Annotated in this window: 25 protein-coding genes and 1 pseudogene; 17 read left to right on the forward strand and 9 right to left on the reverse strand. The window is 59.2% G+C overall.

The features are described from left to right. Positions 1-356 precede the first annotated feature (356 nt). Positions 357-620, reverse strand: a complete 264-nt coding sequence (locus M2267_RS12570) for a hypothetical protein (protein WP_429114820.1) — start codon at positions 618-620, stop codon at positions 357-359. Positions 621-1465: 845 nt separating this feature from the next. Between M2267_RS12570 and M2267_RS12575 the strand changes: the two genes are divergently transcribed. From M2267_RS12575 to M2267_RS12590, 4 genes are all read left to right on the forward strand, one after another. Then, positions 1466-1786: a PepSY domain-containing protein gene (locus M2267_RS12575; RefSeq protein WP_429114821.1), complete on the forward strand. Its 321-nt coding sequence runs from the start codon at positions 1466-1468 to the stop codon at positions 1784-1786. 19 nt (positions 1787-1805) lie between these two features. Continuing rightward, positions 1806-2411 (forward strand): general stress protein, encoded by a 606-nt coding sequence (locus M2267_RS12580; RefSeq protein ID WP_429114822.1) that lies wholly within the window; start codon positions 1806-1808, stop codon positions 2409-2411. Between the two features lie 156 nt (positions 2412-2567). After that, the gene (locus tag M2267_RS12585; protein ID WP_429114823.1) at positions 2568-3464 is read left to right on the forward strand and encodes a Ku protein; all 897 of its coding nucleotides are present in this window, start codon (positions 2568-2570) and stop codon (positions 3462-3464) included. A gap of 15 nt (positions 3465-3479) precedes the next feature. Continuing rightward, complete coding sequence (locus M2267_RS12590) at positions 3480-4292, forward strand: Ku protein (RefSeq protein ID WP_429114824.1); 813 nt, start codon at positions 3480-3482, stop codon at positions 4290-4292. A gap of 137 nt (positions 4293-4429) precedes the next feature. Here the strand turns inward: M2267_RS12590 and M2267_RS12595 are convergent, their stop codons facing one another. The 3 genes from M2267_RS12595 to M2267_RS12605 all read right to left on the reverse strand — a co-directional run bounded on the left by M2267_RS12595 (position 4430) and on the right by M2267_RS12605 (position 8937). Beyond that, the gene (locus M2267_RS12595) at positions 4430-5332 is read right to left on the reverse strand and encodes a hypothetical protein (protein ID WP_429114825.1); all 903 of its coding nucleotides are present in this window, start codon (positions 5330-5332) and stop codon (positions 4430-4432) included. 8 nt (positions 5333-5340) lie between these two features. Then, positions 5341-7977, reverse strand: coding sequence for a DNA ligase D (gene ligD, locus M2267_RS12600; RefSeq protein WP_429115099.1), 2637 nt, complete (start codon positions 7975-7977; stop codon positions 5341-5343). A 66-nt stretch (positions 7978-8043) separates the two neighbouring features. Beyond that, the gene (locus M2267_RS12605; RefSeq protein WP_429114826.1) at positions 8044-8937 is read right to left on the reverse strand and encodes an SDR family oxidoreductase; all 894 of its coding nucleotides are present in this window, start codon (positions 8935-8937) and stop codon (positions 8044-8046) included. Between the two features lie 183 nt (positions 8938-9120). Between M2267_RS12605 and M2267_RS12610 the strand changes: the two genes are divergently transcribed. After that, on the forward strand, positions 9121-9591 hold the full coding sequence (locus M2267_RS12610) for an NUDIX hydrolase (protein WP_429114827.1): 471 nt from the start codon (positions 9121-9123) through the stop codon (positions 9589-9591). A gap of 309 nt (positions 9592-9900) precedes the next feature. Here M2267_RS12610 and M2267_RS12615 read toward each other — a convergent pair whose 3' ends face one another. Next, positions 9901-10062: a KGG domain-containing protein gene (locus M2267_RS12615; protein WP_429114828.1), complete on the reverse strand. Its 162-nt coding sequence runs from the start codon at positions 10060-10062 to the stop codon at positions 9901-9903. 236 nt (positions 10063-10298) lie between these two features. Here M2267_RS12615 and M2267_RS12620 point away from each other — a divergent pair, with 236 nt between their 5' ends. After that, positions 10299-10814, forward strand: coding sequence for a DUF6894 family protein (locus M2267_RS12620; protein WP_429114829.1), 516 nt, complete (start codon positions 10299-10301; stop codon positions 10812-10814). Between the two features lie 3 nt (positions 10815-10817). Here the strand turns inward: M2267_RS12620 and M2267_RS12625 are convergent. Beyond that, positions 10818-11225 (reverse strand): annotated as a pseudogene (locus M2267_RS12625) (low affinity iron permease family protein). Between the two features lie 205 nt (positions 11226-11430). Here M2267_RS12625 and M2267_RS12630 point away from each other — a divergent pair. The 11 genes from M2267_RS12630 (at position 11431) to M2267_RS12680 (ending at position 22419) form a co-directional block, all read left to right on the forward strand. Then, a complete protein-coding gene (locus M2267_RS12630) occupies positions 11431-11676 on the forward strand; it encodes a DUF982 domain-containing protein (RefSeq protein ID WP_429114830.1) in 246 nt (81 codons plus the stop codon). A 161-nt stretch (positions 11677-11837) separates the two neighbouring features. Further along, positions 11838-12464, forward strand: coding sequence for an MOSC domain-containing protein (locus tag M2267_RS12635; protein WP_429114831.1), 627 nt, complete (start codon positions 11838-11840; stop codon positions 12462-12464). 214 nt (positions 12465-12678) lie between these two features. Further along, entirely contained in the window at positions 12679-14481 is a 1803-nt protein-coding gene (locus M2267_RS12640) for a PAS domain S-box protein (protein ID WP_429115100.1), read from the forward strand. Positions 14482-14898: 417 nt separating this feature from the next. Continuing rightward, entirely contained in the window at positions 14899-15231 is a 333-nt protein-coding gene (locus tag M2267_RS12645) for a hypothetical protein (protein ID WP_429114832.1), read from the forward strand. Positions 15232-15270: 39 nt separating this feature from the next. Further along, a complete protein-coding gene (locus M2267_RS12650; protein WP_429115101.1) occupies positions 15271-16389 on the forward strand; it encodes a YihY/virulence factor BrkB family protein in 1119 nt (372 codons plus the stop codon). A 72-nt stretch (positions 16390-16461) separates the two neighbouring features. After that, positions 16462-17793, forward strand: coding sequence for a PQQ-dependent sugar dehydrogenase (locus tag M2267_RS12655; protein WP_429114833.1), 1332 nt, complete (start codon positions 16462-16464; stop codon positions 17791-17793). A 332-nt stretch (positions 17794-18125) separates the two neighbouring features. Further along, positions 18126-18314 carry a hypothetical protein gene (locus M2267_RS12660; protein WP_429114834.1) on the forward strand — a complete coding sequence of 63 codons (189 nt, stop codon included), beginning with the start codon at positions 18126-18128 and terminating at the stop codon, positions 18312-18314. 125 nt (positions 18315-18439) lie between these two features. After that, a complete protein-coding gene (locus M2267_RS12665; RefSeq protein ID WP_429114835.1) occupies positions 18440-18934 on the forward strand; it encodes a ferritin-like domain-containing protein in 495 nt (164 codons plus the stop codon). A gap of 152 nt (positions 18935-19086) precedes the next feature. Further along, the gene (locus M2267_RS12670; protein WP_429114836.1) at positions 19087-19335 is read left to right on the forward strand and encodes a DUF982 domain-containing protein; all 249 of its coding nucleotides are present in this window, start codon (positions 19087-19089) and stop codon (positions 19333-19335) included. A 1298-nt stretch (positions 19336-20633) separates the two neighbouring features. Then, entirely contained in the window at positions 20634-20912 is a 279-nt protein-coding gene (locus tag M2267_RS12675) for a hypothetical protein (RefSeq protein ID WP_429114837.1), read from the forward strand. Between the two features lie 607 nt (positions 20913-21519). Next, entirely contained in the window at positions 21520-22419 is a 900-nt protein-coding gene (locus M2267_RS12680) for an NAD(P)-dependent oxidoreductase (RefSeq protein ID WP_429114838.1), read from the forward strand. 240 nt (positions 22420-22659) lie between these two features. Here M2267_RS12680 and M2267_RS12685 read toward each other — a convergent pair whose 3' ends face one another. From M2267_RS12685 to M2267_RS12695, 3 genes are all read right to left on the reverse strand, one after another. After that, a complete protein-coding gene (locus M2267_RS12685) occupies positions 22660-23910 on the reverse strand; it encodes an arsenic transporter (protein ID WP_429114839.1) in 1251 nt (416 codons plus the stop codon). Between the two features lie 27 nt (positions 23911-23937). After that, positions 23938-25191: an MFS transporter gene (locus tag M2267_RS12690; RefSeq protein WP_429114840.1), complete on the reverse strand. Its 1254-nt coding sequence runs from the start codon at positions 25189-25191 to the stop codon at positions 23938-23940. A 74-nt stretch (positions 25192-25265) separates the two neighbouring features. Then, positions 25266-25772 (reverse strand): hypothetical protein, encoded by a 507-nt coding sequence (locus M2267_RS12695; protein ID WP_429114841.1) that lies wholly within the window; start codon positions 25770-25772, stop codon positions 25266-25268. Positions 25773-25896 lie beyond the last annotated feature (124 nt).

Genomic DNA, 25896 nt, shown 5'->3' on the forward strand with positions numbered 1-25896 from the left:
TGTCCGGCTTCAAATCGGAATCGTGTCCGGTATGCGATCGGAATACCTGTCCGGCTTCAGATTGGAATAGCCGTCCGGCATCATCGGAATACGCAGCAACCCGCGATCTGCGACGCACGATGCCAAAAGGGCAACTTTCGCTGCGACAGAAACCCGCCAGGCTGGTATGGGCGCACGCGTTTTCATGGTTCTGGCAGCGAGCCTGGCTCTAGTCCTGCTTGCATGGGGAGCGGTCGAACTGACGGACAGGAGCACCGAGCAGCCTGATAGTGCCAACGGCACGTCGCCCACCCAGCAGGTTAAGCCCGAATAGCGCGTCAAACTCCCCCGAATATGTTTCAGGTCGCAACATCGATTTAGGTCCGATCGACAAACTTGTTGAATCGGCTCAAGCCGCCTTCGGCCGTCTTGTCCTGGTACAGAAATGACAGTCGATTGTGGTCGAAAATCCGAAAAAACTCTTCCCACGAGATCGGCTCCAGATGTTCGTCCCGATCGCCGAAATCGATGCGCAAAATGCCGTCTTCAGCCGCGCCCTTGATCCTTGAGGGACGCCCTTTCCGCGCCTCCACCCAACGTCTTATCTCTTCATGATCGCGCGTTGTTTCAGCCTGGGTCATCATATTATTCCTCGTGCACTGATCGACAGGGGGCCAAACAGTCTCAGACGCCCTTTGTTCCGGTGAGTGACCTCCATTCCCGCGGAACAATGGATGAAACGCGGGGCTGGCGTCAAAAGCGGAAGGAGCCTGGTCAGATGAATTCGACCGCGCCCAAACCGAGAAAAGATCCGCTGCGCCACAGCGGTGCTGGGAACCACCACCAATCGAAGAAGCTCCGATCGTGGAACGCGTGAAGTGTGAAATGAAATGGCTTCCGTCATCGCAGTCATTGTCGCGATCCCTGCCTTCGCTCGACGACGAAACTGCTGCTCTTCTGCCTCTCTGATCTGTTTTTTGCTCCGACCAGGATGATGACGAGCGACGGCCCCGGATCGAGGAAATGCAAGATGCTGATGCAGAAGGGCACGACCTCCAAACAGTAGTCGGACAGATCGGCCCAACCGCTACCTCCCTGTCTCCCCCCACGCATCCGCATCTCACGAGGGGACATCCATCATTCGAAGGAGCCATCGCTTCCTGTCAGGTCGCCGACGACCGGCTTCAGTTTCTCTGATTGCGAGAAGCAAGACGCGCTCAACCTCAGCATCTGCCTGGTCGGCATCGGGGAAGTGCAGTCTCGCCGAAGCTCGCAAGATTGCGACCAGCTTCCGCTCCTGTTGCTCACGTGCACCAATCATGAACATGAAACGGTCTGCGCCATGCAGTGGTTCCAACACGTGACCGCCCAAAAGGGTCAGTCACGACGGCTCCGGGCGCCCGTTTCACCGAAAACACCGCGGAACCAATACGCTCCAGCTGAGTTTGATCACTGCCTTCTTGGGCTGAGAACAAGGAACCACATCATGAAAAATCTGCTGCTCGCCGCGGTATTCCTCGGCGCGTCGACCCTCGGCGCGCTTGCTCAAACCGCAACCCCTCCCGCCACTACGGATGGCGATACGCCGGCGGTCGCCACACCTGACACAACCAACCCGACAGCACCGGTTGCCGGCTCCAACAGCTTTACCGAGGAGCAGGCCAAGGATCGCCTTGGGAAGGCCGGCTATAGCGAGATCACGGGGTTGAAACTCGACGAGACCGGCGTCTGGCGTGCCACTGCGATGAAGGACGGAAAGTCGGTTGCAGTCGCGCTCGATTATCAGGGCAACATCGTTGCCAACTAATTTCTCGAGGAGATCCCTTATGAAAACCGTTACCGGACTTTTCGACGATTATGCCGACGCCCGCGCGGCAGTCAGTGCCCTTGAAGATCGCGGCGTGCCATCGGACGATATCAGCATCGTTTCCAATAACGTTGGCGACCGCTATGGGACCGCAAACGAAAGCAACGCCGCCGAGGGTGCGGGCACCGGCGCGGGTGTCGGCGCTGCAATCGGTGGCGTTGGTGGGCTGCTGACGGGCCTCGGCGTCATGGCCATCCCGGGTGTCGGTCCGGTGGTAGCAGCCGGTTGGCTTGCCGCCACCGCAGCAGGTGCAGCAGCAGGGGCTGTCGCGGGTGGTGCCACCGGCGGTATCATCGGCGCGATGACGGAATCGGGCGTTCCGGAAGAGCATGCCCATGTCTATGCTGAGGGCGTGCGCCGCGGCGGCGCCGTCGTCACCGCCCGTGTCGACGACGATCTCTACGCAGATGCTCAGGCTGTTTTGCGCCGGGGCAGCTGGGTTGATCCCGAACAGCGCCGCGCCTCCTATGGCGAACAGGGCTGGACACGCTTCGATGAGACGCTCGATCCCTACACGGTGGACGAGGTCGAGAAGGAGCGTATTCGCTTGCAAAGCCTGCGTTAAGCGATCGACTGACCACCTGGAATTCGGCCCCACGCGGGGCCGACTACTCTTTGCACACCGACGAACACGCCGATTACCGAGCCCGCTTCATAGTCCTGACATGGAACGTTTGCCAGCCGACCGTGTTGAACGATTAGACCAGGTCAGGAGGTCGTCATGGTTTCTCCGAGAGCCAACTGGAAAGGCTACATCAAGTTCGGCCAGGTGACCTGCCCGGTCGCCCTTTATACGGCAGCCTCTTCGTCAGAACGCGTCAGCTTTCATACGCTCAATCGAAAAACGGGCAATCGGGTAAAGCGTCAGTTCGTGGACAGTGAAACCGGAGATGTCGTCGAGGCGGACGACCAGGTGAAGGGCTACGAGGTCGAGGGTGGGCGCGACGTCGTGCTTGAACCCGAGGACGTTGCCGCAGTAGTCCCGGAGAGTGACAAGACCCTCAACATCGAGGCCTTCGTCCCTTGCGCGCAGATCGATGCGACCTATCTCGACGAGCCCTACTACCTGGCACCGGACAAAATGTGTGGCGAGCCCTTTGCGCTGCTTCGCGACGGCATGGCGAAGGCAAAGGTTGCCGCAATCGCCAGGACAGTTCTCTTTCGCCGCATCCGCTCTGTGCTTATCCGTCCCCACGGAAAGGGCCTGATCGCTGCGACCTTGAATTTCGACTATGAGGTTCGGTCCCCAACCGAGGCGTTCGAAGAGCTTCCCGACCTCAAGATCAAGGGAGAAATGCTCGAACTCGCTGAGCACATCATCCGCACCAAGAAGGGCAGCTTTGACCCCAGCGCTTTCGACGATCGCTACGAGGCAGCCGTTGCCGAACTGGTGACGGCGAAAAGCGAGGGCCGCTCGCTTCCAAAGAAGGAGACGCCTTCCGCATCCAAACCGGGTGACTTGCTGAAGGCGCTGCGCGAAAGCGCTGATCTGTCCTCGGCCAAGCCACCGAAGTCGAAGCGCAAGGCGGCCAACGCCAAAACCGGCGCCTCCAAGCGCAAGGCAACAAAGGCGTCTGCAACGGGCAAGCGGGCCAACCCGTCGCGCCGCGCGAGTTGAAGAGGAGACTGCCCCATGGCCGTTCGCCCCTATTGGAAAGGCTATCTGAAACTCTCGCTTGTGACCTGCCCGGTTCAGATGATGCCTGCGACGACAGACAATGAGAGGATCCGGTTTCACACGCTCAATCGCAAGACCGAGAACCGGGTCGTCAGCCAGTTCGTTGACGCAATAACCGGAAAGGACATCAAGGAGGAAGACGAGGTCAAGGGATATCAGCGCGGTGAAGACGACTACGTCATTCTCGAGGACGAGGAACTGGAGAACGTCGCGCTCGACACGACCAAAACCATCGATATCTCGACCTTCACGCCGCGTGACAGCATCGAGTGGATCTGGCTTGACACCCCATACTACCTCTCTCCCAATGAACCGGTTGGAGAGGAGGCCTTTTCGGTGATCCGCGATGCGATGGAGGCCCAGAAGATGGTCGGAATTTCGCGGCTGGTCATTTCGCGTCGCGAGCGCGCTGTCATGCTTGAACCCCGTGGCAAGGGCATCGTGCTTTGGACGTTGCGCTATGGCGACGAGGTTCGCGACGAAGACCAGTATTTGACGGCGGCGAATAACGAGAAGGCCGATCCGGACATGATGCCACTCGTCCAGCGACTGATCAAAAAGATGACGAAGGACTGGAGCGCTGAGATGGTCGCCGATCCGGTTCAGGAGCGTTTGGCGGATATCATCGCTGCCAAGAAGAAGGGCTTGAAAAAGCCAGCAAAGTCAAAGCCTGGAACTTCGGGCGCGCCATCGGAACCGAGCAATGTCATCAGCATCATGGACGCTCTCAAGAAATCGGTCGCGGCCGAAAAGCGAAGGCGCAAATGACAGCATGGGTTTTGGCGCCAGGGCGCACGCCGTCGAACGGATGCCCGGTTGCAATCCATTTGCCGCACTAGCACCCGACCAACTCGCGAGGAGTGATCGGCCGCAACGGCTGGGACCACTCAAGTGCCCCTTGCCGGCTATCCACCGGCGCTGCTCTTTTCGCTTCTGCGCTTGTTGGCGTTGAGTTTCGAGCGGGCCGCCCGACGCGCGACGCGCAATTCCTCGATCGTCGGAAACCACCACCCCCGCTTGAGTTCGGCCGCCATGGGCGGCGCCTTCGCGGGCCACGTCGCAATCAGTTCCTCGAGCGACCCCGGGCGCCACGTGGCCCAGATATAACCCTCAGCGTCCCTGGTCGGAAAATAGAACGCGTTGATCGTCTGCCCATCCGCAAATTCCCCATCCGAGCCATTGAAGAACACCACTCCCCAATGGGTCGCGATCGCGCTTTCGAACGGCGGCAGATCATCCAAGGGGATTGGATACCGCTTGCGTCTTCTTTCGCTGGCGCGCGCCTTTGATGCTTTCTCCTCTCTCGTCCCTTTGCGCGCCTCCATCCGCTCTTTCCTTGCCTCCGGCTCGCTGTGTTTGGCTGCAGATTCGATCGCTCGCCAGCGTTGCCGAAGTTCAGAAAGCGCACGGTAGGGGACCGTCCAAAGACGGCGATCGGGGTCCCATCGCGCAAACGGTATTTCGCGGATGTCGTTGACGACAGACTTGGAATAGGGCGTGCGGATCTCCAGGGCCAAAGGTCCGGCCACAAGATATGGGCTTTCGATCGGCTCAAACGCAAAGGCGTCGCGCCCCTTGTCGTCGGCAAAATGGTCCTGCTCGGCCTCGATCTTTGCAAGCCAGCGGTTGATCCGGCGCTCGGCCGTCCGACCCGGCACGAACCAGGCCTTCAGGCGGTCACTCCAGCGCGCACGCGGAAATGTCTCGCGAAATCGTTCGACGGTGACCCGATCATGTGGAAGATCGGTCGATGCACCAATCGGCACGTTCTCCACGTTCTTGGTGTTGATATCGTCTTCGGCTTTCATCACGGGTATCACGCGGCTGCCCGCGCCTTTCCGAGTCTCTCGATTGCCTGTTCCAGCGGCTTCTCGCTGGCGCCGTAATCTTCCCAAGCAGTGCTCTTTACAATGAGCGCCGGCACCGTGCGGACGGTAAAACGCGTCGGGTCGAGATCTGCCTTCACCTGCGTCCAGTTCAACGGCATCGAAACCGTGGCGCCTGCTCTTGCGCGCGGCGACAATGGCGCAACGGCCGTCGCCATGCGATCGTTGCGTAGATAGTCGAGAAAGATGCGCCCTTTTCGCAGGCTTTTCGACATCTTGATCAGGTAAAGGTCCGGACTGTCCATAGCCATCTGCTCGCAGACGTCGTGCGCAAAGCTCTTTGCCTCAGCCCAGGTCGGCGACTTGCGATTGCGAACCGAAAGTGGCGTCACGACGTGAAGCCCCTTGCCTCCCGTCGTCTTGCAGAACCCGACAAGCCCGAAATCATGGAGCCGGTCGCGCATTTCCCTTGCCGCCGAAACGACCGCGGAAAATGGCACATCGGGTCCCGGGTCGAGATCGAAGACCAGGCGCCCGGGCACTTCGGGATGGCCGGGCTCACAGTTCCAGGGATGAAGTTCGAGGCCGCCAATCTGTGCAACCGCGATCAATCCTTCAACGCGATCAATCTGAAGGTACGGCTTCTTGTCACCAAAGACTTCGACAAGCTCGAGAAGGTTCGAGGTGCCGGGCATGGCGTGGCGCTGGAAGAACGTCTCCCCGGCAATTCCATCCGGGGCTCGGATGATGGAGCAGGGCCTGCCTCTAACATGAGGAATGAGCCAGGAACCAACTGCCTCGTGGTATCGAGCAAGGTCTTCCTTCGTAACAGGATGGCCATCTGCAGCGTCCGGCCAAAGCGGCTTGTCCGGGCTGGAAAGGAGGAGGCCCAAGATTTCTGCCTTCTGCCCTTTCCGGGTCGGGACCGCCTTGGACTTCGGCTTTGGGCTGGGCGTATGCGTGCTTTGCGGCGGGGCCGGTCTTTCTGCTTCCACCTCCCCAGCGGGCTTGTCTTCCCGAAGACCCTTGAACGCAGCCTGCCGCACAAGCCCGTCGGCCGTCCACCCGGCGAACTCGATTTCCGCAACCAGGTCCGGTTTCAGCCAGACGACATCATTGCCGCCCTTCGGTGCGCCGATGCCCGTGAAATGGGATCGCGCGACTTCCTTTTCCTTCAGCTTGGGAAGCAGGCTCGAAACCTTGCTTGCCCCAAATCCAGTTCCAACTCGACCGACATACACAAAATGATCTCCCCGGTAGACGCCGACGAGCAGAGACCGGAAGCGGCCGTTGGTCCTGGCGTATCCGCCGATCACCACCTCGTGGCCCGCCCGGCATTTGGATTTGACCCAGGTCTCTCCCCGCCCCGACTGATAAGGTGCGTCCGTCTGCTTCGATACGATCCCCTCCAGGGAGAGCTTGCAGGCGGAGCGAAGCACAGCATCTCCACCCGTCTCGAAATGCTCGACAAAGCGGAGGCGAGGATTTTGCCCGTGTTCATCGAGCACTGTCTTAAGGCGTTGCTTCCGATCGACCAGTTGGTCCGCTCGCAAATCCTCATCGCCATCAAACAAAAGGTCGAAGGCGAAGTAGACGAGGTTGCCGGTCTTTGCCTCGGACAGTGCCGCCTGGAGGGCGGAGAAATCCGGTGCACCGTTTTCATCGAGCGCGCAGATTTCGCCGTCGATGATGCAGTCGGGCAAGTCAGACGCGGCCTTGGCGATTTCGGAGTATTTGGCCGTCCAATCAAGCCCCTTTCGTGTTTTCAGCGTCGCCACGCCATCAGCCACGCGCAGCTGGATGCGGTAGCCATCGAACTTGATCTCGTGCAGCCACTTGTCGCCGGGCGGCGGACGCTCGACTGTCTGGCAGAGTTGCGGTGCGATAAATTCGGGGATAGCGCCTTTCGCCGGCGTCTTGACCCGCGCGCGCGGCTTCTTGTTGCGCTCGGCTGCCGCCAATCCTTGGCGACTGTCCCAGACGGCGTCCGCCTCGACCGCAGCATTGGCCATCATGAAGGCGCTCGGTTTGCGTCCTTTGCCGTTGGCGATCTCCTCCATCTTTCGGCCGGAAGCGACGGAGGTTGCGTGCTCCTCCAGTAGTTTTGCGCCATTTCTCTTGACCGAAAAATCGTCACGGTGCTTGATCAGCAACCAGTTTGCCCGGTTACCGCCGTGTCGGTCGTTGCGCATCCGAACGAGAACGAAACTGCCCTTCAGGCGCTTTCCCTCCAGTGAGAATTTGAAATCACCCTTCTCCAGGGCCTCCTCGGGGCTGTCGTCCCCTTCGTAGTCCCAATGACCCCGATCCCACAGCATCACCGTTCCGCCACCGTATTGGCCCTTCGGGATCGTTCCTTCAAAGTCGCCATAGTCCAGCGGGTGATCCTCGACCTCGATCGCGAGGCGCTTGTCATTCGGATCGAGAGAGGGTCCCTTGGCAACCGCCCACGACTTGAAGACGCCGTCCAGTTCAAGCCTTAGATCATAGTGCAGTCGGCTCGCGTCGTGCTTCTGGATGACGAAGCGCGGCTGATTTGACGATGCGACCCCTCGTTCACCACTCGGTTCCCGCGTTTGGCGGAAATCGCGCTTGTCCCTGTAGACCGACAATCTGTCTTTCGTCATCGGCATGACCTCACATCCTGTTGAGGACCGGTAGGCGCCTCCATATCTGCGCCGGCCGCTTTCGCATCAGTCGACGCCTTTTCCGCCGGTGGCGCCATAGACCTCGCCGTTGATGAAGCTTGCTTCCTGCGAAGCGAGAAACACGAAGATCGGCGCCAGCTCGACCGGTTGACCGGGCCGGCCGAAGTCGCTGTCCTTACCGAAATTTTCGACCTTCTCGTCCGGCTGACCGCCGCTCGGCTGCAGGACCGTCCAGAAGGGGCCAGGAGCGACGACGTTGGCCCGCACACCTTTGTCGATCAGTTGCTTGGCGAGCGCCTTGGTATAAGCGACGATGCCGGCCTTGGTTGTGGCGTAATCGAGGAGGATTGGTGACGGCTGATACGCCTGGATGGAAGCGGTGGTGATGACGGAGGCGCCGGGCGGCAGGTGCGGTTCGGCCGCCTGGGCGATCCAGTGGAGCGCGTAGAGATTGGTCTTCAACGTGGCATCGAAATCCTCCGACGTCACAAGCGACACGTCTTTTCGAAACTGTTGACGAGCAGCATTGATCACGAGGATATCGATGCCGCCGAACTCCGAAAGCGTGCGCGCGACCAACTCGCGGCACCAGCTCTCCTCCTTTATGTCGCCAGGAAGCGCCAGGGACTTTCGTCCCTCCTCCTCGATCAATTCGAGAACCTCTTTCGCATCCGGCTCCTCGTCGGGGAGATAGGAAATGGCGACATCAGCGCCTTCACGTGCGAACGCTATTGCCGCAGCCCGTCCGATCCCTGAGTCTCCACCGGTGATCAGGGCCTTGCGTCCTTTCAGGCGACCTGAACCTTTGTAGGACTGCTCACCGTGATCGGGCCTCGGATGCATCTTGCCAACGAGACCTGGCATCGATTGAGGCTGTGGGTCGAATGGCGGTGCAGGATATTGCGTTCGGGGATCTTGCATGGTCAGGCGATCGGTCATCGGACAATCCTCATAAGGCGATTACCTCTTAAACTCGTCGATTGGACTGGGGTTCCGGCCGGCCCCGACCGGAGACTGAGCCACCCGCTGATCAGCTGGCGGCAACGGAACCAAACTGCCTGCCTCGCCGTTCCCGTCTGAGGCAAATGGCACGTTCAATTGCAACAAGGGAGATTTCAGACCATGGCCTTGCTGCACAGGGTTTTTGCCGACGTGCAGCTGATGCTTCGCCGTCCGCCGCGACTGCAATACGCGGCATTGTGCTACAGGCATTTTCCCGGCCATACTCTCGAAATCCTTCTGATAACGAGCCGCGACACGGGCCGCTGGGTCATTCCGAAAGGTTGGCCCATGAAAGGAAAACGCGCTCACGAGGTTGCAGCACGTGAGGCCTTCGAGGAGGCCGGGGTAAAAGGAACGTGCCAGAGGGCTGCCCTTGGCCACTACGCCTACCGAAAACGCCTGGACACGGGCGTCCGGATTTCCTGCAGAGTGCAGATTCACGCGCTTGAAGTGTCTCGCCTTGTCAGAAACTTTCCGGAGAAGGACGAGCGAAAGCTCGCCTGGTTCGACTATCGTGAAGCGGCACGGCGCGTGGCGGAACCCTCCCTTAGAGAGCAGATCGTACGCTTCGCGCATTCGTCATTCCGATGAAGGGATCCAGTACGAAGGCTTCGATCAATTGCCAGCGGCATTCCTCCCCAAACTCACAGCGACGGTCGCAGGCCGGATGGGTGGGGAGCTCGACTGCCATTGCGTTGGCCAAAAGGAGAAAGCGGAAAAATCCTGATGTTCTCCATCTCCATCGTGTCCGCTTGACACGGCCTGCGACCTCATAAGGGAATTCCGCTGCAATAAAAACGTTCCTCGGGGCCTGGATTTCGGTTGCCTGGGAGTGGACATCCACTTGCTGAATCAAAGCGGGCACCGAGAGTTGACGCGCGCCGGTGCCCGCTTGAACATTCAGGCCTTGCCGCCCTTTCGGCCGGCCTCCGCGGCCTTCTCTTTATCGTCCTTGAAGCTTCCTTTCGAGCCTTCCGCAGATTTGGACGACTTTGCCGCGGGTTTGGCAGACTGTCCGGCTTTTGATTTTTGACCGTTTTGGTCGCGAGCTTGATTGGGCATGTATCGGCTCCTTCGTTTGCTGAATTCTCGCTCGATGCGAGACCTGACCAAACCGGCCACGCCGTCGAGTGTTCCGCAATCGAAGCGTTGTTTGATCTTTCCGTCTCGGTCGCAACAAAGCCGACCATCCCGTCGCTTGGGAACAACGAGGCTCCATCGCGATTAATGTATCTGAAAATCACGTTGTCGAGTTCAGGAGGCAGCCCAAGTGGCCGCGGTCAACAGGAGCCGTTAACATGGAGATAGTTGGCGTTCACGTTGAACGCGTATTCGCCCAGAGCGGAGAGACTGTCATCCGCGTGGTATTCAATGGCAAAGATGGCGCCTCAGTCTTGGTCGATATGGCGAATGCCGTCTATCCGGAAGATGATCCGCAGGCAATCGAGCGGGCGAAAAATGTGCTCATCGAGACCGCGAGGTACAAGACTGCGCTCAACGACTACGACGCGCAGAGCAACGGCAATTTCGACGAGATCTCCATTGCCGCGATCAGCGACGGAAATGAGGATCAGATGTACATATACGAGTACCGCGATGGCGAGGGCAGCACACAAACTCCCCCGTCGAGGATGCCGAGTCTTAAAGCGGCGCGAGAAGAGGCGCTTCGCTCAGCGGTAGATCTCTTGGGCGACCTGAAGGAGAGCGGAGAGGTCGCGTCGGGCTGGCTCGTTCGCGTGCGAGGCGAAGGGGGAGAATTTCTCTTCGGGATAGACGCGGATGAAGCGGAGGCGGCACGCCGATCTGGCAAATGACCACTATGTCCGGCCAGCCACAGGGCCGGATCGGTCTTGAAGGTTCTGTCCCGAACCCTCTGCCGCTTTGTCAAGGGCCTTGATCAGGGATTTTAGTTCCTGTTCGTCCAGCTTCTCGATGCCGACGTACTCGTTTCGGGCTTTCGATGCCAAAATGAGCTCGTCGAGCTTTGCTTGCATCGCCTTCCCATCACGATTTTGAGAGTTCTGGAGGACGAACACCATCAAAAGGTAATGATCGTCGTACCTGTGTTGATGACGAGTTCCCACGTGTCACTGAAGCCAAAAAAACGGGCCGGCGATCGCCCACAGAAGAACAACGACGACGGCAGCCACGAATGTGCTCGGCTTGCCAGAAAGATCCGCAACGGACGTGGCAAATCTGGAAAAGAAGTGACGGTTATCCGACATGTTCTCCTCGCCGATGGCAAGGGCGGCGCGTTCGAGCCCACAGTTGGGCGACGGGCGCATCACCTGTTCCTTATAACCCCCAAGGACCATTTCAAGTTCCGAACGTCGAACATGTGGGCCTACCCCGATCGCCCACGTTCACACGGGCGACGTTTGGGAACGATCGGACCCGCCCCTCGTTATCTCAACCACAAAGGAAGGGTCGATGTTAGAAACCTGGAACGAATGCGTCATCATCCAGCTCCCTGCGCTCGACGGGGTTCAGATTGTTTGGACACCCGCTCAAGCGGCGAACTTGCTGAGCGACTGCTGGCCCGTGGATCACGGGGTGGCCTATACAGAAGCGCTCAACAAATGCACCGATGCAATGCTTGGCGATTACCCTTGGGATATGGCCAGGGACGCGTTTATCAAGGCTATTTCGGAAGGCCAGGTCACGAAACTGCGGTGAGATTGAAACCAGATGATGAGGTGACGCCATGTCTCGAGCGCATCGAAATATCAGCCGTATGATCCTTTTGGATACTGTTCTGGCGGTACTGGCGATCATAACCGTTGCTGCGATGGTCGCCCTACTTTAGCGCGAAACCGAAATTCGAAGGAAGAGGACGAATGAGGGTGCTGGCTGTCTGCGTGGGAAACCCTCAGCTGCGCCTCGGCAAGAAGACGCCGACAGGCATCAACAAACATCCTGTCATGAGCGCGGTTTCGGTAGGGCCTGAGGGGCTTGAAGGCGATACCGTCTGCAACCGCAAACACCATGGCGGACCCGAACAGGCGGTGTGTGTGGAAGGCAACATCACCCGCCTCTGGTGGGAAGACGCCTTGGGCCAAAACATCAGCTACGGGGCGTTTGGTGAAAACCTCTGCATCGATGGGCTGGACAATCGGAACGTCGCCGTCGGAGACCGTTTCTTAATCGGAAATGCCATTCTTGAGGCGACGGCGCCAAGAATGCCGTGCCGCATCTTGAGCGAGCGGCTGGGCGACCCTGCCTTTGCGAAGAGATATCTGGCAGCCGGCCGTCCCGGATTCTACTGTCGCGTCATAAAAAGCGGTGTCATCGCTGCGGGCCGGCTGGTGGCACATGAACGGTTCGATGGGGATCGGATCCTGTTGTTTGAGATGATGCAGCATCATGGCAAGGAGGCGTCACCTGACCTCATTCAGCGCTACCTGCAGGTGCCGGTGCACGCCAGGGTACGAGCGTCCCTGGCCCAGGGCTCTATCAAGTTTTAGTTCAGGCCGAGACTTCGATCGCAGGGCGCCTGAATGGTCTTTTCCGCCAGATTACAGCCTCGACGAAGCGTGGATGCCAAAGCCTGGCGCTGGAGCCCCGCCCCCCAAACAGTTCGCTATTGACGCAGATTTCTCAAAGGGTTGAAGTATGTTTGCCGCCCTTATGAGGAGAGATCAACTGGAGAGCATCAACACCACCGCTGCGTCCAATCAGATGGCCCGCTTGATCGAGGCACATCACTGGGAGGGCAGTCCTCTTGGCCCTGCCAAAGACTGGCCGCCATGCCTCAAGGCCGCCGTCAACATCATGTTGCCGGCCCAAGCCCAGATCGTCTTGTTTTGGGGTGAAGAGTTCATCGCTCTTTATAACGATGCCTATGCTCCGACGATCGGAGACAAGCATCCTCGCGCGCTTGGGCGGCCGGCCCGGGAGAACTGGGGCGAGCTCTGGAGCGATCTCGAACCGCTACTTCGTCGTGTTCTTGACGGCGGCGAAACGGTCGTGGCGAAGGACCGGCCTTTTTACATCGAACGACATGGCTATCCAGAAACCGTCTATTTCGACATCTCCTATTCGCCCGTGCGCGACGAGAACAAGGCCGTGCGGGGCGTTTTTTGCATCGTCAACGAGACGACCGAGCGCGTAAGGTTCGAGAGCGCCCTGCAGGCGAGCGAGGCACAATTGCGTGCGATCTTCTCGCAATCGGCTGCCGGCATCGCCCAGACCGACCTCAAGGGCCGCTTCCTCCTTGTCAACAGTCGCTTCTGCGACATCGTCGGCTATAGCGAAGCCGAGCTGCTGACGATGCGGGTTCACGACATCACGTTTCCCGAGGACATGGCGGAGAGTGCCCGGCTGTTTTACGAAATGACGCAGAACGGCAACAGCTTCGAAATGGAAAAGCGCTACGTGCGAAAGGACGGAGGGCTCGTATGGGTAACGAACTCTGTTTCCGTGCTGCGCGACAAACAGGGCGGGTTTCAACGGGCCGCCGCCGTCATCGTCGACGTTACCGAACGCAAACGGGCCCAGGAGGTCGAGCGGCGCCTCGCTGCCATCATCGCCTCTTCCAACGATGCAATTCTTGGGATCGACCTCAAGATGAGGATTACGAGTTGGAACGGGGGCGCCGAGCGACTCTATGGATATTTGGCAGAGGAGATTGTCGGACGCTCTATCATGACGCTGGTGCCGGAGGATCGTATTGACGAAGAGCCTGCTATCTTGCGCCAGGTGAGCGCCGGCCTGAAGGTCGAACCCTATGAGACCAAAAGACTTCACAAGGATGGTCGAACCGTCGACGTGCTCCTGTCCGTGTCGCCTATCTACGATGCGTATGGCAGCATTGTTGGAGCTTCGAAGCTCGCTCACGACATAACGGCTCGCAAGGAGACTGAACGCCTTCAGACCGTTCTCGTCGGCGAGCTCAATCATCGCGTGAAGAACCTGTTTGCAACGGTCCTTGCGATCGCTCGCCAAACGCTGGGCGCCAGCGTGATTGACCCATCTGAACTACAAGGGTTCGAAGCGCGGATCGTTTCGATGGCACGAGCACATGACCTCCTTATGCGGGGAACCTGGGAGGAGGCCGAGTTGCGCGCGGTTATCGAACAGTCGCTCGCCCCGTTCCCGCCTGAGCGATTTGAAATTTCAGGGCCGAAGGTCCAACTGTCGCCACGCGTGGTCATATCTGTCTCACTTGCACTCCATGAACTGGCGACAAATGCCGCCAAGTACGGTGCCCTCTCGACAGCTGAAGGAAGGGTCTCGATCGCGTGGTCGCTTCATGCGGATGCGCCAGGGCGACTGACTTTGCGCTGGTCGGAATCGGGCGGTCCAGCGGTCAAGGAGCCATCACGTTCCGGCTTTGGTTCACGTCTCATCAAGACGCTCTTGGCGGCCGAGTTGAACGGAAAGGTCAAGATCACCTATCGCCCTGAAGGCTTGGTATGCGAAGTCGATGCCAATCTGCAAAGCGGATGGAACCAGGCGGAAAGCACCGAAGGTGAAAGGTAATGTGACCTCGTCCGCAAGCTTTGCTCAAACGCCAACCGCGACCACGACTGCTCGAAATCCCCGGCGCATCGCGAATTGGCGATCGTTGCTCCGCCCGGTTCGCGCGTGTCATTTGAGGAATACACTCCTTTCGCGGAGATAACGGGTGGCAGCGGCGGCAACGGCCGGCCGACGGCGCAGCAAGCCATGCCGGCCGTCAAATCTGCGACCGCACGGGTCGCCCACCATCTCGAGGCGATGGGAATTTCCGCCCGAAAAGACGGCCTGGGACCTGACGGTCGCATTGGAAACTTCGATGCTCCCGCCGTGACGCGTCCCCACGCCAGCCAAGCAAGTATCACGGCAGTCGAGCGACGCGACGGTGGAACAATGACCGTCCTTCATGGTTGACAAGGATCCCACGGAGGACTGAACCACATGACGGATCCGACACGCGACCCACCAGACTATGAACCACTCGAATTGACCGAAACGCCACTGGACGAGACAGATCAGCCGACGAAGGCTGATATCGATATTCGGTCTTCCTACGACAATCGAGAAGTCCAGTTGGTGGCCTTGCGTTCGGAGGTGAACAAGCTTCGCACCGAACTGGCCGCGATCGCTGCCGGCAGCTCAAGACTGACCATTCTCGAGGCGACCGCCGTCAAGCAGATGGCGGACAACAGGATCAGGCACCACCTCTTCTCGGCTCTGATTGCGGCTGGTGTCGTCGGATATGTCTGGAGCGCTTTTTTGCGGCCACGCTGAAGCTTTGAGCTGGACCGAAAAGGACGGTACCCGTTGTCGATGCGTTTGAAATCCCAGACCACCGATCGGCAAATCGCCGTCGGCATTTTCGCGGTCGCGGCGATCGCACTTTGGCTGCTGCAAGTGAACCGAGACACCCAGGGTGCGATGCGGGGAGAGGCCCTCGGTCACGCGCGCGAGACACTCGATCAAGATCGCGGCCGCAACGCCGAGGTTCCCGAGGAAATTCCACCCAAGGGTCTCTACGACGTCGCATGGCGCGTGGTGCAGGAAGTATCAAACGACCGTGTGGCCTTTGTTGCCGCCGGCGTGACTTTCTATCTCCTCTTGGCGCTGTTCCCCGCATTGGGAGCGATCGTCGCGCTTTACGGATTGCTCGCGGATCCGGTCGATATTGCCGAGCACTTGAGATCCCTTGCTTATGTTCTTCCACCTGGCGCCTTCGACATTCTGGCAACACAGCTCCTCGCACTCGTGCACATGCGGGACGCAACTTTGAGCTTCGCTTTTTTTATCGGTTTCGCCATTGCTCTTTGGAGCGCTCGAAACGGTACGCTCGCGCTCTTCGATGCGATGAACGTCGCCTATCAGGAGGTCGAGAAGCGCGGGTATGTCAGGCTCAACCTCATTGCCATCGTTTTCACGCTCTGCGCGATGATGGCGCTTGTTCTCATGATTGGTGTTGCCGCCGCGTTGCCAACGGTCCTCAAAATGACGTCGCTTGATCCGACAAACGAAACCATGATCCTCGTCACGGGCAGGTCACTTGTGGTCATCGCGGCTTTGATGGGCTCGGCTGTAATTTACCGGGTTGGCCCCAGTCGGCAGCCGGCAAAAATCCGCTGGTTGACCTGGGGATCAATCTTTGCGACGGCCACCTGGGTCGCAATGTCTCTGGGCTATGCCTGGTATCTCAACAATCTTGCCGACTATGCGGCCAGTTACGGAGCGCTCGGTGGGCTCGTCGGGTTCCTGATATGGCTCTGGTTATCCGTTGCGCTGTTGATCGTGGGTGCCGAGGTCAATGCCGAACTTGAACATCAGACATCAAGAGACTCGACGACCGGTACGCCGCTTCCCATGGGTCTTCGGGGCGCGCGCATGGCTGATACCATCGGCAAAACGGCGAGGTCACTCCGTCGGCGGTGCTCAATTTGATGTGAATGGAATAATGTGACACTGCATCGCGTCCTATATTTGCAGGTCGCGATGCCCTGCCGAGGACATCCCATGTGGCTCCATGTTCCGCGAATAGTCGTCGTTGCCCTCGGTGTCAGCACGATGATGGCGGGCTGCGCGGGCCACTCGGTGCAACAATCTCCGGGCAATGGGAAAGAAATCGGCTACGGTTTCAATCCGACCCTGCCCGAACCAAAACCATCGATCATCCCGACCGTCAACGTTGCCACGGCGGTCGGGTGGGGAAAGCGGGGAACTCCGCTGCCAGCCAAAGGCCTAAAGGTCGATGCCTTTGCGGCAGGTCTTAACCACCCGCGGTGGCTGCACGTGCTTCCGAATGGCGACGTCCTCGTGGCCGAGAGCAATGCTCCGGCAGAACACGACGAGGGGTTCAGTCTCAAGAAGGTGTTCATGGGCCTGGCGATGAAGCAGGCGGGCGCCGCCACCAAAAGCGCAAACCGCATCACACTGCTTCGCGACAGCAATGGCGACGGGGTAGCTGAGATGCGCAGAACCTTCGCTCAAGGTCTCGACTCGCCTTTCGGGATGACGTTGTCCGACGGCAAGCTCTTCGTCGCCAACACGGATGCACTCATCGCCTTTGCCTATTCAAACGGGCAGACGCATGCTCGCACGGCGGCACAGAAGATCACCGACCTGCCGGCCGGAGAACTCAACCACCATTGGACCAAGGATGTGATCGCGAGCCCGGACGGCCGCAAGCTCTACGTGACAGTTGGGTCCAACAGCAATGTTGCGGAAAATGGCATGGCGGCCGAAAAGAACCGTGCCGCGGTGCTCGAGGTAGACAAGGCAAGCGGCCGCACCCGCGTCTTTGCCTCTGGCCTTCGCAATCCCAACGGGCTTTCGTGGAACCCAGAGAGCGGAAGGCTCTGGGTCGCGGTCAACGAACGCGACGAAATCGGCGACAACCTGGTGCCCGACTATATGACGTCAGTGCGCGATGGTGCCTTTTATGGCTGGCCCTACAGCTATTTTGGCCAGAACGTCGATAGCCGCGTGCGACCGCCACGGCCTGACCTCGTCGCCAAGGCCGTGAAACCCGATTATGCCCTTGGCGCTCATACCGCCTCGCTGGGCCTCACATTTTCCAAAGGGGCGACGCTTGGGCCCAGGTTTGCAAACGGCGCATTCGTCGGCCAGCATGGTTCGTGGAACCGAAGCGTCCCCAGCGGTTACAAGGTGATTTTCGTCCCCTTTAAAAACGGCAAACCGAGCGGCCCGCCCGAAGATGTCCTCACCGGCTTCATCGACCATGGCAAAGCCATGGGCCGCCCTGTGGGCGTTGCGATTGACAAGGAAGGCGCCCTGCTCGTTGCCGACGATGTCGGCAACGTCATCTGGCGCGTCAGTCGGGACTAGCTTTCGGTCGGCCGCAGGCGCACTCACTGCTTCACTTTCTCTGCGATTTACGGTTCGCCGCCAAGAGGGCAGATACTGACCGGACATGGCCTGATCGGTGACGAAGTGATCAAAGGATCTTTACCGCCCCAAGGTGCTGAAACGCAGCGGTTGCTGACGATGTCTTCGGTCGCATGCCCTAGGTCCTTCGGTATGGCCGATGTGCCCATCCGCGAGCCGGATAAAAACCAGCCCGCGTTAACGAGCCGTGCCTCATCTTCTATCAGTTGGCAGAAGGCGAAACACAACGACGCTTCAAACGTTATGCGGTCAGAGGTTGGAGGAGCGACAAAATGGCAAGCCCCAAGTCACAGTCGGCCAAGGGCCGAGAATCATCGCAAGAATTAAAAAAACAAGCGGCCGCCGAGGAACGCAAAGTCGAGAGGGCCAAAGGATCGCCCCTGAAGAAGGGGGCGGAGCGCTTTGAGGAGCGGTCGAAAAGCTCCGACGGCAAGAGCGCCGGCGAAAAGCAGGTCGACTGATCAGAGGCGTGACACGATCGCTACGGCGCGTGTCGCGCCCCGACGTCCAAAAATAGCTCACCGCCTGGAACGAAAAGCGAAGCTACGGCTTCTTCTGAGGCGTTCAGTCTCAAAGGAGAGCTAGTATGAACTCGCTTGCAGAACTTTTCGAACACACACTTCAGGACGTCTACTACGCGGAAAATGCAATAACCAAGGCACTCCCGAAAGTCGCCAAGGCTGCGAAGAGCGCGGAGCTCAAAAAGGCGGCCGAGGAGCATCTTTCGGAAACGAAGGACCAGATCAAGAAGCTCGATCAGGTCTTCAAATCCATTGGCAAGAAACCCGCCGGCGAAAAGTGCGACGCAATCGAGGGATTGATCAAGGAGGCTGATGGGCTGATATCGGAAGCCAAGGGCACCGCGCTCGACGCCGGCCTTCTGGCTGCATGCCAGGCCGTAGAACACTACGAGATTGCTCGCTATGGATCGCTTCGGGAATGGGCAAAGGACCTCGGACACGAGGAGGCTCATACCCTTCTATCGGAGATCCTCGACCAGGAAAAAGCGACGAACAACAAGCTGACCAACCTTGCGGTCACGTCGATCAACAAGGCAACCACGGGAAGCAAGGCCGCCTAAATGCCATCGTGCGCGACCGTCCCTTTTACTTTCTCAGTTCGGCACGCGCCCGGCATTCGGCCAGGCGCAAGCTGCCGCCCTCTAGCGAACCGCCACGTCGCGTTGGAACAAAACGTAGGGCCAGACGTTCTTCGGCGAATCGGAGGTAACGCATGCAAGCCTTGATTTGGGATCGTCCCGTCAGGCTCGGAGCGACAGGCGAACGTCGCATCGACGGGCCGCGGGATGCGCTGCAATATCTGAGCGAAATGCCACAGGGCGGATGGTTCTACGAGCGAGCTAGAAATCGCTGCCGGGCCGCTCTGGAGCGCGGCGATGAGCTTGTCCTCGCACGGCAAGCCTTTGTCGGCGCCGCACTAGAAGCATCGTTCCCGATACTGGAAGACGACATCGCATCCTGAGGCACGTCGCGTGCGTTATGCCGCGCATGTGGGGATGGGCTCGTCCTGCCAACTCGGGCGGTAGGTCTTTCGAGCTCAGAACTCGGACGCATTTTCGCCGCGGACTAGCCCAAACTGGGTTTACCGCGGAACCACCCAACGTCCATCACGTTCTCTCAATCGAAGGCAAGCTGGGCCCCCGTCACTGCGGACAGGCATACGCTTCCCGCGAGCGCCCTCGTCGCCTCTCATGGGAGGTCAAGAATGGACATACTTTTGCAATTCTCCCAGTTCGGCCTGGGCGAGCAAGATTCCAGAATGTTGCAGCGCGTATTTGATCGAGCATGTCTTTTGTCGGCGTTGCCTAAACGGTCGGAGCGGAGCGATCACCTGGCGAGATTCCTCATCGACGAGTTCCACCTCGGTCACACAGATGAGGAGTGCCTTTTGGAATGTGCCCTGTGGTTTTCGAGGAGACCCTCGTCACCATCAGCGCCGCCGGCGGGCGATCAACCGTTACATCGAACGCTGCAGGCTCGCGGCCCTGCCGATGAATAGGCGATCCTGGAAATGGGATCGGTCCATCTCGGACGGGGACTGGCTTGGCGATGGCCCTACCCCGATCACTGCGGGCGATTGCGCTCAGTCAAGCATCGCGAACCTCTTTGAAATCTATCCGTTGGCGGTCAAGATGCTCGCTTGCGTCCAGCGCAAGCCGGACTAGAACATCTGATGGGAAATGGTTTCCGTCGCGGCGTAGCGCCTCGACCTGCCGACATCACCCGATGGTCTGTCAGGGAAGTGCCTTCTATGTTCACCGGGTTGCGGCATCCTAAGTTGGTTCTCGTCCTCTACCTGTGAGCGAACGCCGTCCTTCGCTTCCGATGGCAATTTCGATGGACGAATATTTCCTACGGAAGCGAGGTGCACCGGTAGCTTTGGCCCCGTCACGCAACCTTTCGGGGCCCTTTTTTTGGACTGCATCCGCTCGAAGACCAGACGCACGCAAATTGCTTGCGCGATGTCCTAATCTTTGGGGAACCGATCGGCGCGCTTTGCATTTCTAGAGGTCGTATTTGAAGGGACACCGGAATGAATAAAGACAAAAAGGCAAAAGGCAGTTGAGGAAACAGGCAAGGAACCAAAGGGCGGCGAACATCTCCCCGAGCCCGGCCCTCACGCTGCGGATCGCCTCACCGATAAGAGCAAGACGCCAGGGGCTGGCCTGCTGCCCGACAAGGACGATGAAGCCGTTATGCCGGGTAGTGGCTGAGACAGCCCCGAGATGTGCGCCTACTCCGCCTGTTGGCGGATCAATTATGGAGGAAACTTTGGGCTTGATGCATCTTGGACGGGCGCGGCTGGCAATGGCCCTGCCCCGTCATCGTGAACAGTTGCGGTCCGCCAAGGACGATCAACTAAATGACCTTTTCGAAAAATACGCGCTGGCGGCGAAGACGCTGGATACGCTCCAGAGGGAACTGCCCCTTCGACAAGAGGATCGCATACACGATTTTCAGCAACTCTGCCTGGACTTGCAGGCCGAAGTCGTCGGTGTTCTCGATCGACTGTTTGCTCGAGCAGTTCCAGGAGCGTAGCAGGAACTTTTTCCCGTAATCGCGCGTTGGTTTATGTCCAGCGTGTCACCCCCGCTGAGCACATGATCGGGCTTCACTCGTCGAGTCCCTAGATTGAGGTCTGAGTATTTGGCCCCGCTCCGGGGGCCTTTTTTTGGTTCGCTCCATTCTGTCGCAACCCTTTGACCCTCAGTAGCCAAGCGCCGAGCACGTTGCAGTCTATTTTCGTCGGCAGATCGCTTCAGTGGAATAGCCGAGGAACAACGTCGCTCGCTCACTCAACATTCAAGAGTATTTACTGATTGATCCGACTTCGGAGTTCGACCCTATCCATGAGGCCGTCAAGAATTGCCCGTCGTCGCTGCCACGTGTTGAAGGCGGTTCACAGGCCTTACGTGGGACAAATCGCACATTGGTGGTAAGCTTAGCTTTGAGAGTTCCGCAAACTCACCGCATCAATCTCTCTTTCGATTGAAACAGCGGACCCGACCATACCAGCGGCGTCCGGACCCACACGCGGCGCTGTTCGCCTCCGGCGACGTAGGCTCTCGCTGGAGGAAAGGGACGAAACTCGTCACCGAACCGCTCGCGCCATGATCGGTTGCCCGCAAGGCGGAAAGGAGATGCAATGCGCTATGGTTTCATCGGGCTTGGAAACCTGGGCGGACATCTGGCGGCTAGCCTTCAGCGCTCAGGCTTCGAGGTCGTCGTCCACGACAGGGATCCCACAACAGCCGACAGGCTGATCCAGGCAGGTGCGACATGGTCAGCTTCCCCCGGCGCGCTTTCTCGCCAATGCGACGCCGTTCTGACATGTCTACCGTCGCCGCAGGTTTCGCAGGCGATTCTCGACCAAATCCTCGAGACGGCGCGACCAGGGCTGACCTGGATCGAGATGTCCACGGTCGGCCGCGAGGAGATTCTTCGGCTCGCCTCGCAAGCTTCAGCGAAGGGCGTCGCTACCATGGAGCTGCCCGTCACTGGCGGTGTCCATCTTGCCGCACAAGGCAAGATCACGATGCTCGCCGGCGGCGAAAAGGATCTCTTCGCCCAACATCTTCCCGCGCTGCAGGCGATGGGAGATAAGATCTTCTATATGGGCCCGCTCGGCAATGCGGCGATAATTAAAGTCATAACCAACATGCTGGCATTCATCCACCTCGTCGCCGACGGCGAGGCGCTTATGCTCGCCAAACGCGGTGGCCTCGATTTGGCGCAGGCATGGCAAGCGATCAAGGCAAGTTCCGGCAACAGCTTCGTTCACGAGACAGAAGGCCAGCTTATTCTCAACGGCAGCTACGACATCGGCTTTACCTTGGACCTCGCTTTGAAAGATCTCGGATTTGCCATGAAACTCGGCCGCGACTTCGACGTTCCATTGCAACTCGCTGATCTTACCAATGAGATATTTATTAATGGAAAGGAGGCCTATGGCGCTGCTGCCCCGTCGACGCAGATCGTCAAGCTGCTGGAAGACGCTGTTGGAGAGGACTTGCGGGCTGAGGGATTTCCGCCACGGCTGGGGTGACAAGCGATGAAGCATGCTGTTTGCCGGGCACTCGATTAGCTCGTAGCGGCAAGCCAATGGAGTCGACATTGTTCAACGCCACCTGCCGTTCAGCCGTTGGCGCGACCGGTCTTGGCGTCCGTTATTTCGCTCCCAAGGACGGCAGCTGCATCGAGAACCCGCTAAAGAGAACGTTAAACTGTTGCCTCAAGCCACCGTCACGACCGCGCATTATGCTCAAAATCCCAGTCGATCATTCGATCACGTCAATACCAGGCACAGCAAGGACAAAAACAGTGCGGGAGGCATTACGATCACGCCGAGCTTCAGAAAGGCGCGCGCGCTGCATTCGAGCCCCTCCCGGCGGAGCGCCGCCAGCCACAGCATCGTGGCGAGCGATCCAGAGATCGACAGATTTGGCCCGAGATCCACGCCGATCAGCGCAGCGGCGATCTTGTCGGAAGCGCCTGCCGTGTGCACGACGCCAGCTCCCAGAAGCCCTGCAGGCAGATTGTTGATGGCATTGGAGAGCACGGCCGCGAGCCCGCCGATGCCGGCTGCAGCGACATTCGGGCTGGTCGAAGCGAGATCCGCCAAGATCGCACCAAGCCGCTCGGTCAGCCCGGAACCATCGAGCCCTTCAACGATAATGAACAGACCCGCGACGAGCGGCAGTACGCTCCACGAAATGCCACTCAGAAGCGCGAAAGGGCTTCGTCGCTTCAAGAAAAGAACGACAACGACAGATGCAGAGCCGATCACAAACGTTGTCAGCCCCAAAGCGTACCCCCGTTCGGACGCAACAGCGAGAAGGGCCGCGGTCGCCAAAATTGCGACCCCGGTAAGCCTGGCATTTCCTGAGAGCGTTGGGCGCTCGGCGAAACTGACGCTGTCGGCTGCAAGGGCAGAGCGCTGGGTCCAATAGAGGGCGACGAAAGTCACGATGACGGACACGAGTGAGGGCAGCCAAAATCGGACAAGCCAGTTCCACAGCGTGGGCATGTCGCCATCACCAAAAATCACGAAGTTGGCAGGGTTGGAAATTGGTAGAACAAAACTTGCTGCATTTGCGGTGAACGCACAGATCAAGAGATAGGGCAGAGGATCTCTGACCTTGGCGGTTCGGCAGGCAGCGTAAACGGCCGGCGTAAGAACGACAGCCGTGGCGTCGTTCGATAGAAACACCGTAACGACAATGCCGAAAGCATAGATCAGAACGAAGAGGCGCCTTGGCGATCCATTCGCATGCGCTGTTGCGACGGAAGCGATCCAGTCGAACAGCCCCTCCTGGCGGGCAAGTTCCGAAAGCAGCATCATCCCAACCAGGAACAGACAAACGTCCGTTGCCTTCGTCAGGCCCAGCCACACGTCGGCAAGTCCAATCAGTCGACAGGCGACCAAAAGGCAAGCGCCGGTCACCGCCCAGATCGCCTCTGGCCATCCGAACGGACGCGAGACCACTGCAAGCACGGTCAACCCGCCGATGCCCCACGTCATCACCGTCGCGCCCATGTATATCCTCAGATGCGATGGCGCTCGTCACGCGCATGTCCCCAGGCGATCGAGCGATTTATCGATCCGTTTTCGCGCGGGCACTATGCTTGTGCGGCCGAGGAAAAACGCGGCCAGGGCAAGAAGTGCCGCACCGCCGTGGACCCAGTAGGCGAGGCCGTAGCCGCCGCGATCCGTCAACCAGCCGGCGACGATATTGCTGAGCGAAGCGCCAATCCCCTGAACCGTCATGACCGCGGCAAGACCGACGTTGAAACGACCCGACCCCGACAGGATCCGTTCCGCAGCGATCGGCGTGGCGATACCGATCAGCCCTGCCCCGACACCGTCGAGCAGTTGGACGGGATAGATTGCTGCAAAGCTGCTGAATGATCCCGCAATCGCTCCGCGGATCGGCAGCGCCATGAGGGCGACCACAAAAACCGTGCTGAGCCCGAAGCGTCGAATGAGCACCGGTGCGGCCAGCGCCATCATGATCATCGATAGCTGAGAGATGCCCGTAATGATCGCGGTGGTGCGAAACGGCGTGCCCAACTGGATCGAAAAGTCCTGGGCGATCAGCCGGCTCATCGGCGCGTTGCCGAAATGAAAGAACATCAAGATCACTGCAAGCAGGATCAGCCCCTTGCTGCCGGCAAGCATGGAGAAGCCGGAAACATCCTGCTCACCCTCATCGTTTCCAAGACCACGGGCAACGTTGTGGTCGATCTCCTCAGGGTCAATGGTTGCAACGGCGGCAATCGTCGCGACGGCTGTCGCGATCATCAATCCGATGACACCGCTCAAACCGAATGCGACGGCCACGGCATAGATTCCGGCCAGTGAGAACAGGTTTCCAACATGGTTCCAGAACTCGTTCGTTGATACCTGCTGCGAAAATGCCTGCTCTCCGACAAGGCCGAGCGTCAGTCCCATCAAGGCGGGCCCGATCACCGCGCCGACGATCGCCGTTGCCGATTGACCGCCGAAGACCGCGATGTTGCTCGGGCTAACGAGCGTCCAGAGCGCTGCTCCAGTGACAAGCACCACGGGCACGACGATCAGCATGCGCTTGCGACGCGAGGCATCGACCCAGGCGCCGAAGAGCGGGGTCGCCAGCATGCCCAGCACTCCACCCGTCGTCGCTACGATTCCGAGCGTCATCGGCGACCAGCCGTGCGTCGCGAGAAAACCATCGAGGAAGGGACCAAGCCCGTCACGGGCATCGGCAAGGAAGAAATTCAGGACGGCAAGTGCGACAAGTGAGCGACCGGCACGCCGGGTCGTTTGAACGGAAAGCATGCCGGTCTCCTCGGGTTCAACCTTTTTGACTGGTCGACAGCCGCGATAAACGTCGCTCTATTCGGCAATGTTCCCTAGAGCTTGAGGTGTTTCAGGGCATCCTCAAGCGGGCGGCGATGCGGTGGCCGGCCTCCAGGTCCCAGAAGTTCCGTGCGGCCATCCTGGTGGACGATGTAGCTGCCACGTATGAAGCCGTCGTCGAAGCGTCCCTGAACGGTGACGATCTCGCTTGGCGCTACGATCTTCTCGCCCTCGCCTTCGGGGCCCGTTTCCACAAGCGCGCGGCCACTGTCGTCCTGGACGATGAACTTGTTGCCGAAGACTTCGGCAACCTTGCCCTTGACGGTCACCAGGCTTGAGTCCGCCATGGCGGATATGGCGACGGGTGTCACGGGGGCAAGCTCGACGCCAGGACGCGTCAACTTCATGGCCCCCGCGCCCGCTGCGGCGCCAATTGCGAGCATGGTGAACGCCGCTATTCCAAGTGCGACGTAATGCTTGCGCCTTTGGGGTCGCGGCGGTTTCCCAGGCCCGCGCGGCTCATGGTGGTCGCTTGCGATGGTGTCGTTCGAATTGGACATGGCAATCTCCTGGTTCTCGATCATCAGGTTTTACGCCACATCCGCCGCCGCCAGCCTGAACCAACCGGTTCAGCTTGAGTTAAGGCTGAAGCAGGTAAAGGATATCAAGCTCAGCCCGGATCGG

It is taken from the genome of Ensifer sp. KUDG1 (genome assembly GCF_050434285.1).
In the GTDB taxonomy this organism is placed as follows: domain Bacteria; phylum Pseudomonadota; class Alphaproteobacteria; order Rhizobiales; family Rhizobiaceae; genus Ensifer.

Bases quoted from the DNA above. Each gene is read 5' to 3' on its own strand.
- M2267_RS12570 (WP_429114820.1), bottom strand. From the start codon at position 620: ATGACCCAGGCTGAAACAACGCGCGATCATGAAGAGATAAGACGTTGG.
- M2267_RS12575 (WP_429114821.1), top strand. From the start codon at position 1,466: ATGAAAAATCTGCTGCTCGCCGCGGTATTCCTCGGCGCGTCGACCCTC.
- M2267_RS12580 (WP_429114822.1), top strand. From the start codon at position 1,806: ATGAAAACCGTTACCGGACTTTTCGACGATTATGCCGACGCCCGCGCG.
- M2267_RS12585 (WP_429114823.1), top strand. From the start codon at position 2,568: ATGGTTTCTCCGAGAGCCAACTGGAAAGGCTACATCAAGTTCGGCCAG.
- M2267_RS12590 (WP_429114824.1), top strand. From the start codon at position 3,480: ATGGCCGTTCGCCCCTATTGGAAAGGCTATCTGAAACTCTCGCTTGTG.
- M2267_RS12595 (WP_429114825.1), bottom strand. From the start codon at position 5,332: ATGAAAGCCGAAGACGATATCAACACCAAGAACGTGGAGAACGTGCCG.
- ligD (WP_429115099.1), bottom strand. From the start codon at position 7,977: ATGACGAAAGACAGATTGTCGGTCTACAGGGACAAGCGCGATTTCCGC.
- M2267_RS12605 (WP_429114826.1), bottom strand. From the start codon at position 8,937: ATGACCGATCGCCTGACCATGCAAGATCCCCGAACGCAATATCCTGCA.
- M2267_RS12610 (WP_429114827.1), top strand. From the start codon at position 9,121: ATGGCCTTGCTGCACAGGGTTTTTGCCGACGTGCAGCTGATGCTTCGC.
- M2267_RS12615 (WP_429114828.1), bottom strand. From the start codon at position 10,062: ATGCCCAATCAAGCTCGCGACCAAAACGGTCAAAAATCAAAAGCCGGA.
- M2267_RS12620 (WP_429114829.1), top strand. From the start codon at position 10,299: ATGGAGATAGTTGGCGTTCACGTTGAACGCGTATTCGCCCAGAGCGGA.
- M2267_RS12630 (WP_429114830.1), top strand. From the start codon at position 11,431: ATGTTAGAAACCTGGAACGAATGCGTCATCATCCAGCTCCCTGCGCTC.
- M2267_RS12635 (WP_429114831.1), top strand. From the start codon at position 11,838: ATGAGGGTGCTGGCTGTCTGCGTGGGAAACCCTCAGCTGCGCCTCGGC.
- M2267_RS12640 (WP_429115100.1), top strand. From the start codon at position 12,679: ATGGCCCGCTTGATCGAGGCACATCACTGGGAGGGCAGTCCTCTTGGC.
- M2267_RS12645 (WP_429114832.1), top strand. From the start codon at position 14,899: ATGACGGATCCGACACGCGACCCACCAGACTATGAACCACTCGAATTG.
- M2267_RS12650 (WP_429115101.1), top strand. From the start codon at position 15,271: ATGCGTTTGAAATCCCAGACCACCGATCGGCAAATCGCCGTCGGCATT.
- M2267_RS12655 (WP_429114833.1), top strand. From the start codon at position 16,462: ATGTGGCTCCATGTTCCGCGAATAGTCGTCGTTGCCCTCGGTGTCAGC.
- M2267_RS12660 (WP_429114834.1), top strand. From the start codon at position 18,126: ATGGCAAGCCCCAAGTCACAGTCGGCCAAGGGCCGAGAATCATCGCAA.
- M2267_RS12665 (WP_429114835.1), top strand. From the start codon at position 18,440: ATGAACTCGCTTGCAGAACTTTTCGAACACACACTTCAGGACGTCTAC.
- M2267_RS12670 (WP_429114836.1), top strand. From the start codon at position 19,087: ATGCAAGCCTTGATTTGGGATCGTCCCGTCAGGCTCGGAGCGACAGGC.
- M2267_RS12675 (WP_429114837.1), top strand. From the start codon at position 20,634: ATGGAGGAAACTTTGGGCTTGATGCATCTTGGACGGGCGCGGCTGGCA.
- M2267_RS12680 (WP_429114838.1), top strand. From the start codon at position 21,520: ATGCGCTATGGTTTCATCGGGCTTGGAAACCTGGGCGGACATCTGGCG.
- M2267_RS12685 (WP_429114839.1), bottom strand. From the start codon at position 23,910: ATGGGCGCGACGGTGATGACGTGGGGCATCGGCGGGTTGACCGTGCTT.
- M2267_RS12690 (WP_429114840.1), bottom strand. From the start codon at position 25,191: ATGCTTTCCGTTCAAACGACCCGGCGTGCCGGTCGCTCACTTGTCGCA.
- M2267_RS12695 (WP_429114841.1), bottom strand. From the start codon at position 25,772: ATGTCCAATTCGAACGACACCATCGCAAGCGACCACCATGAGCCGCGC.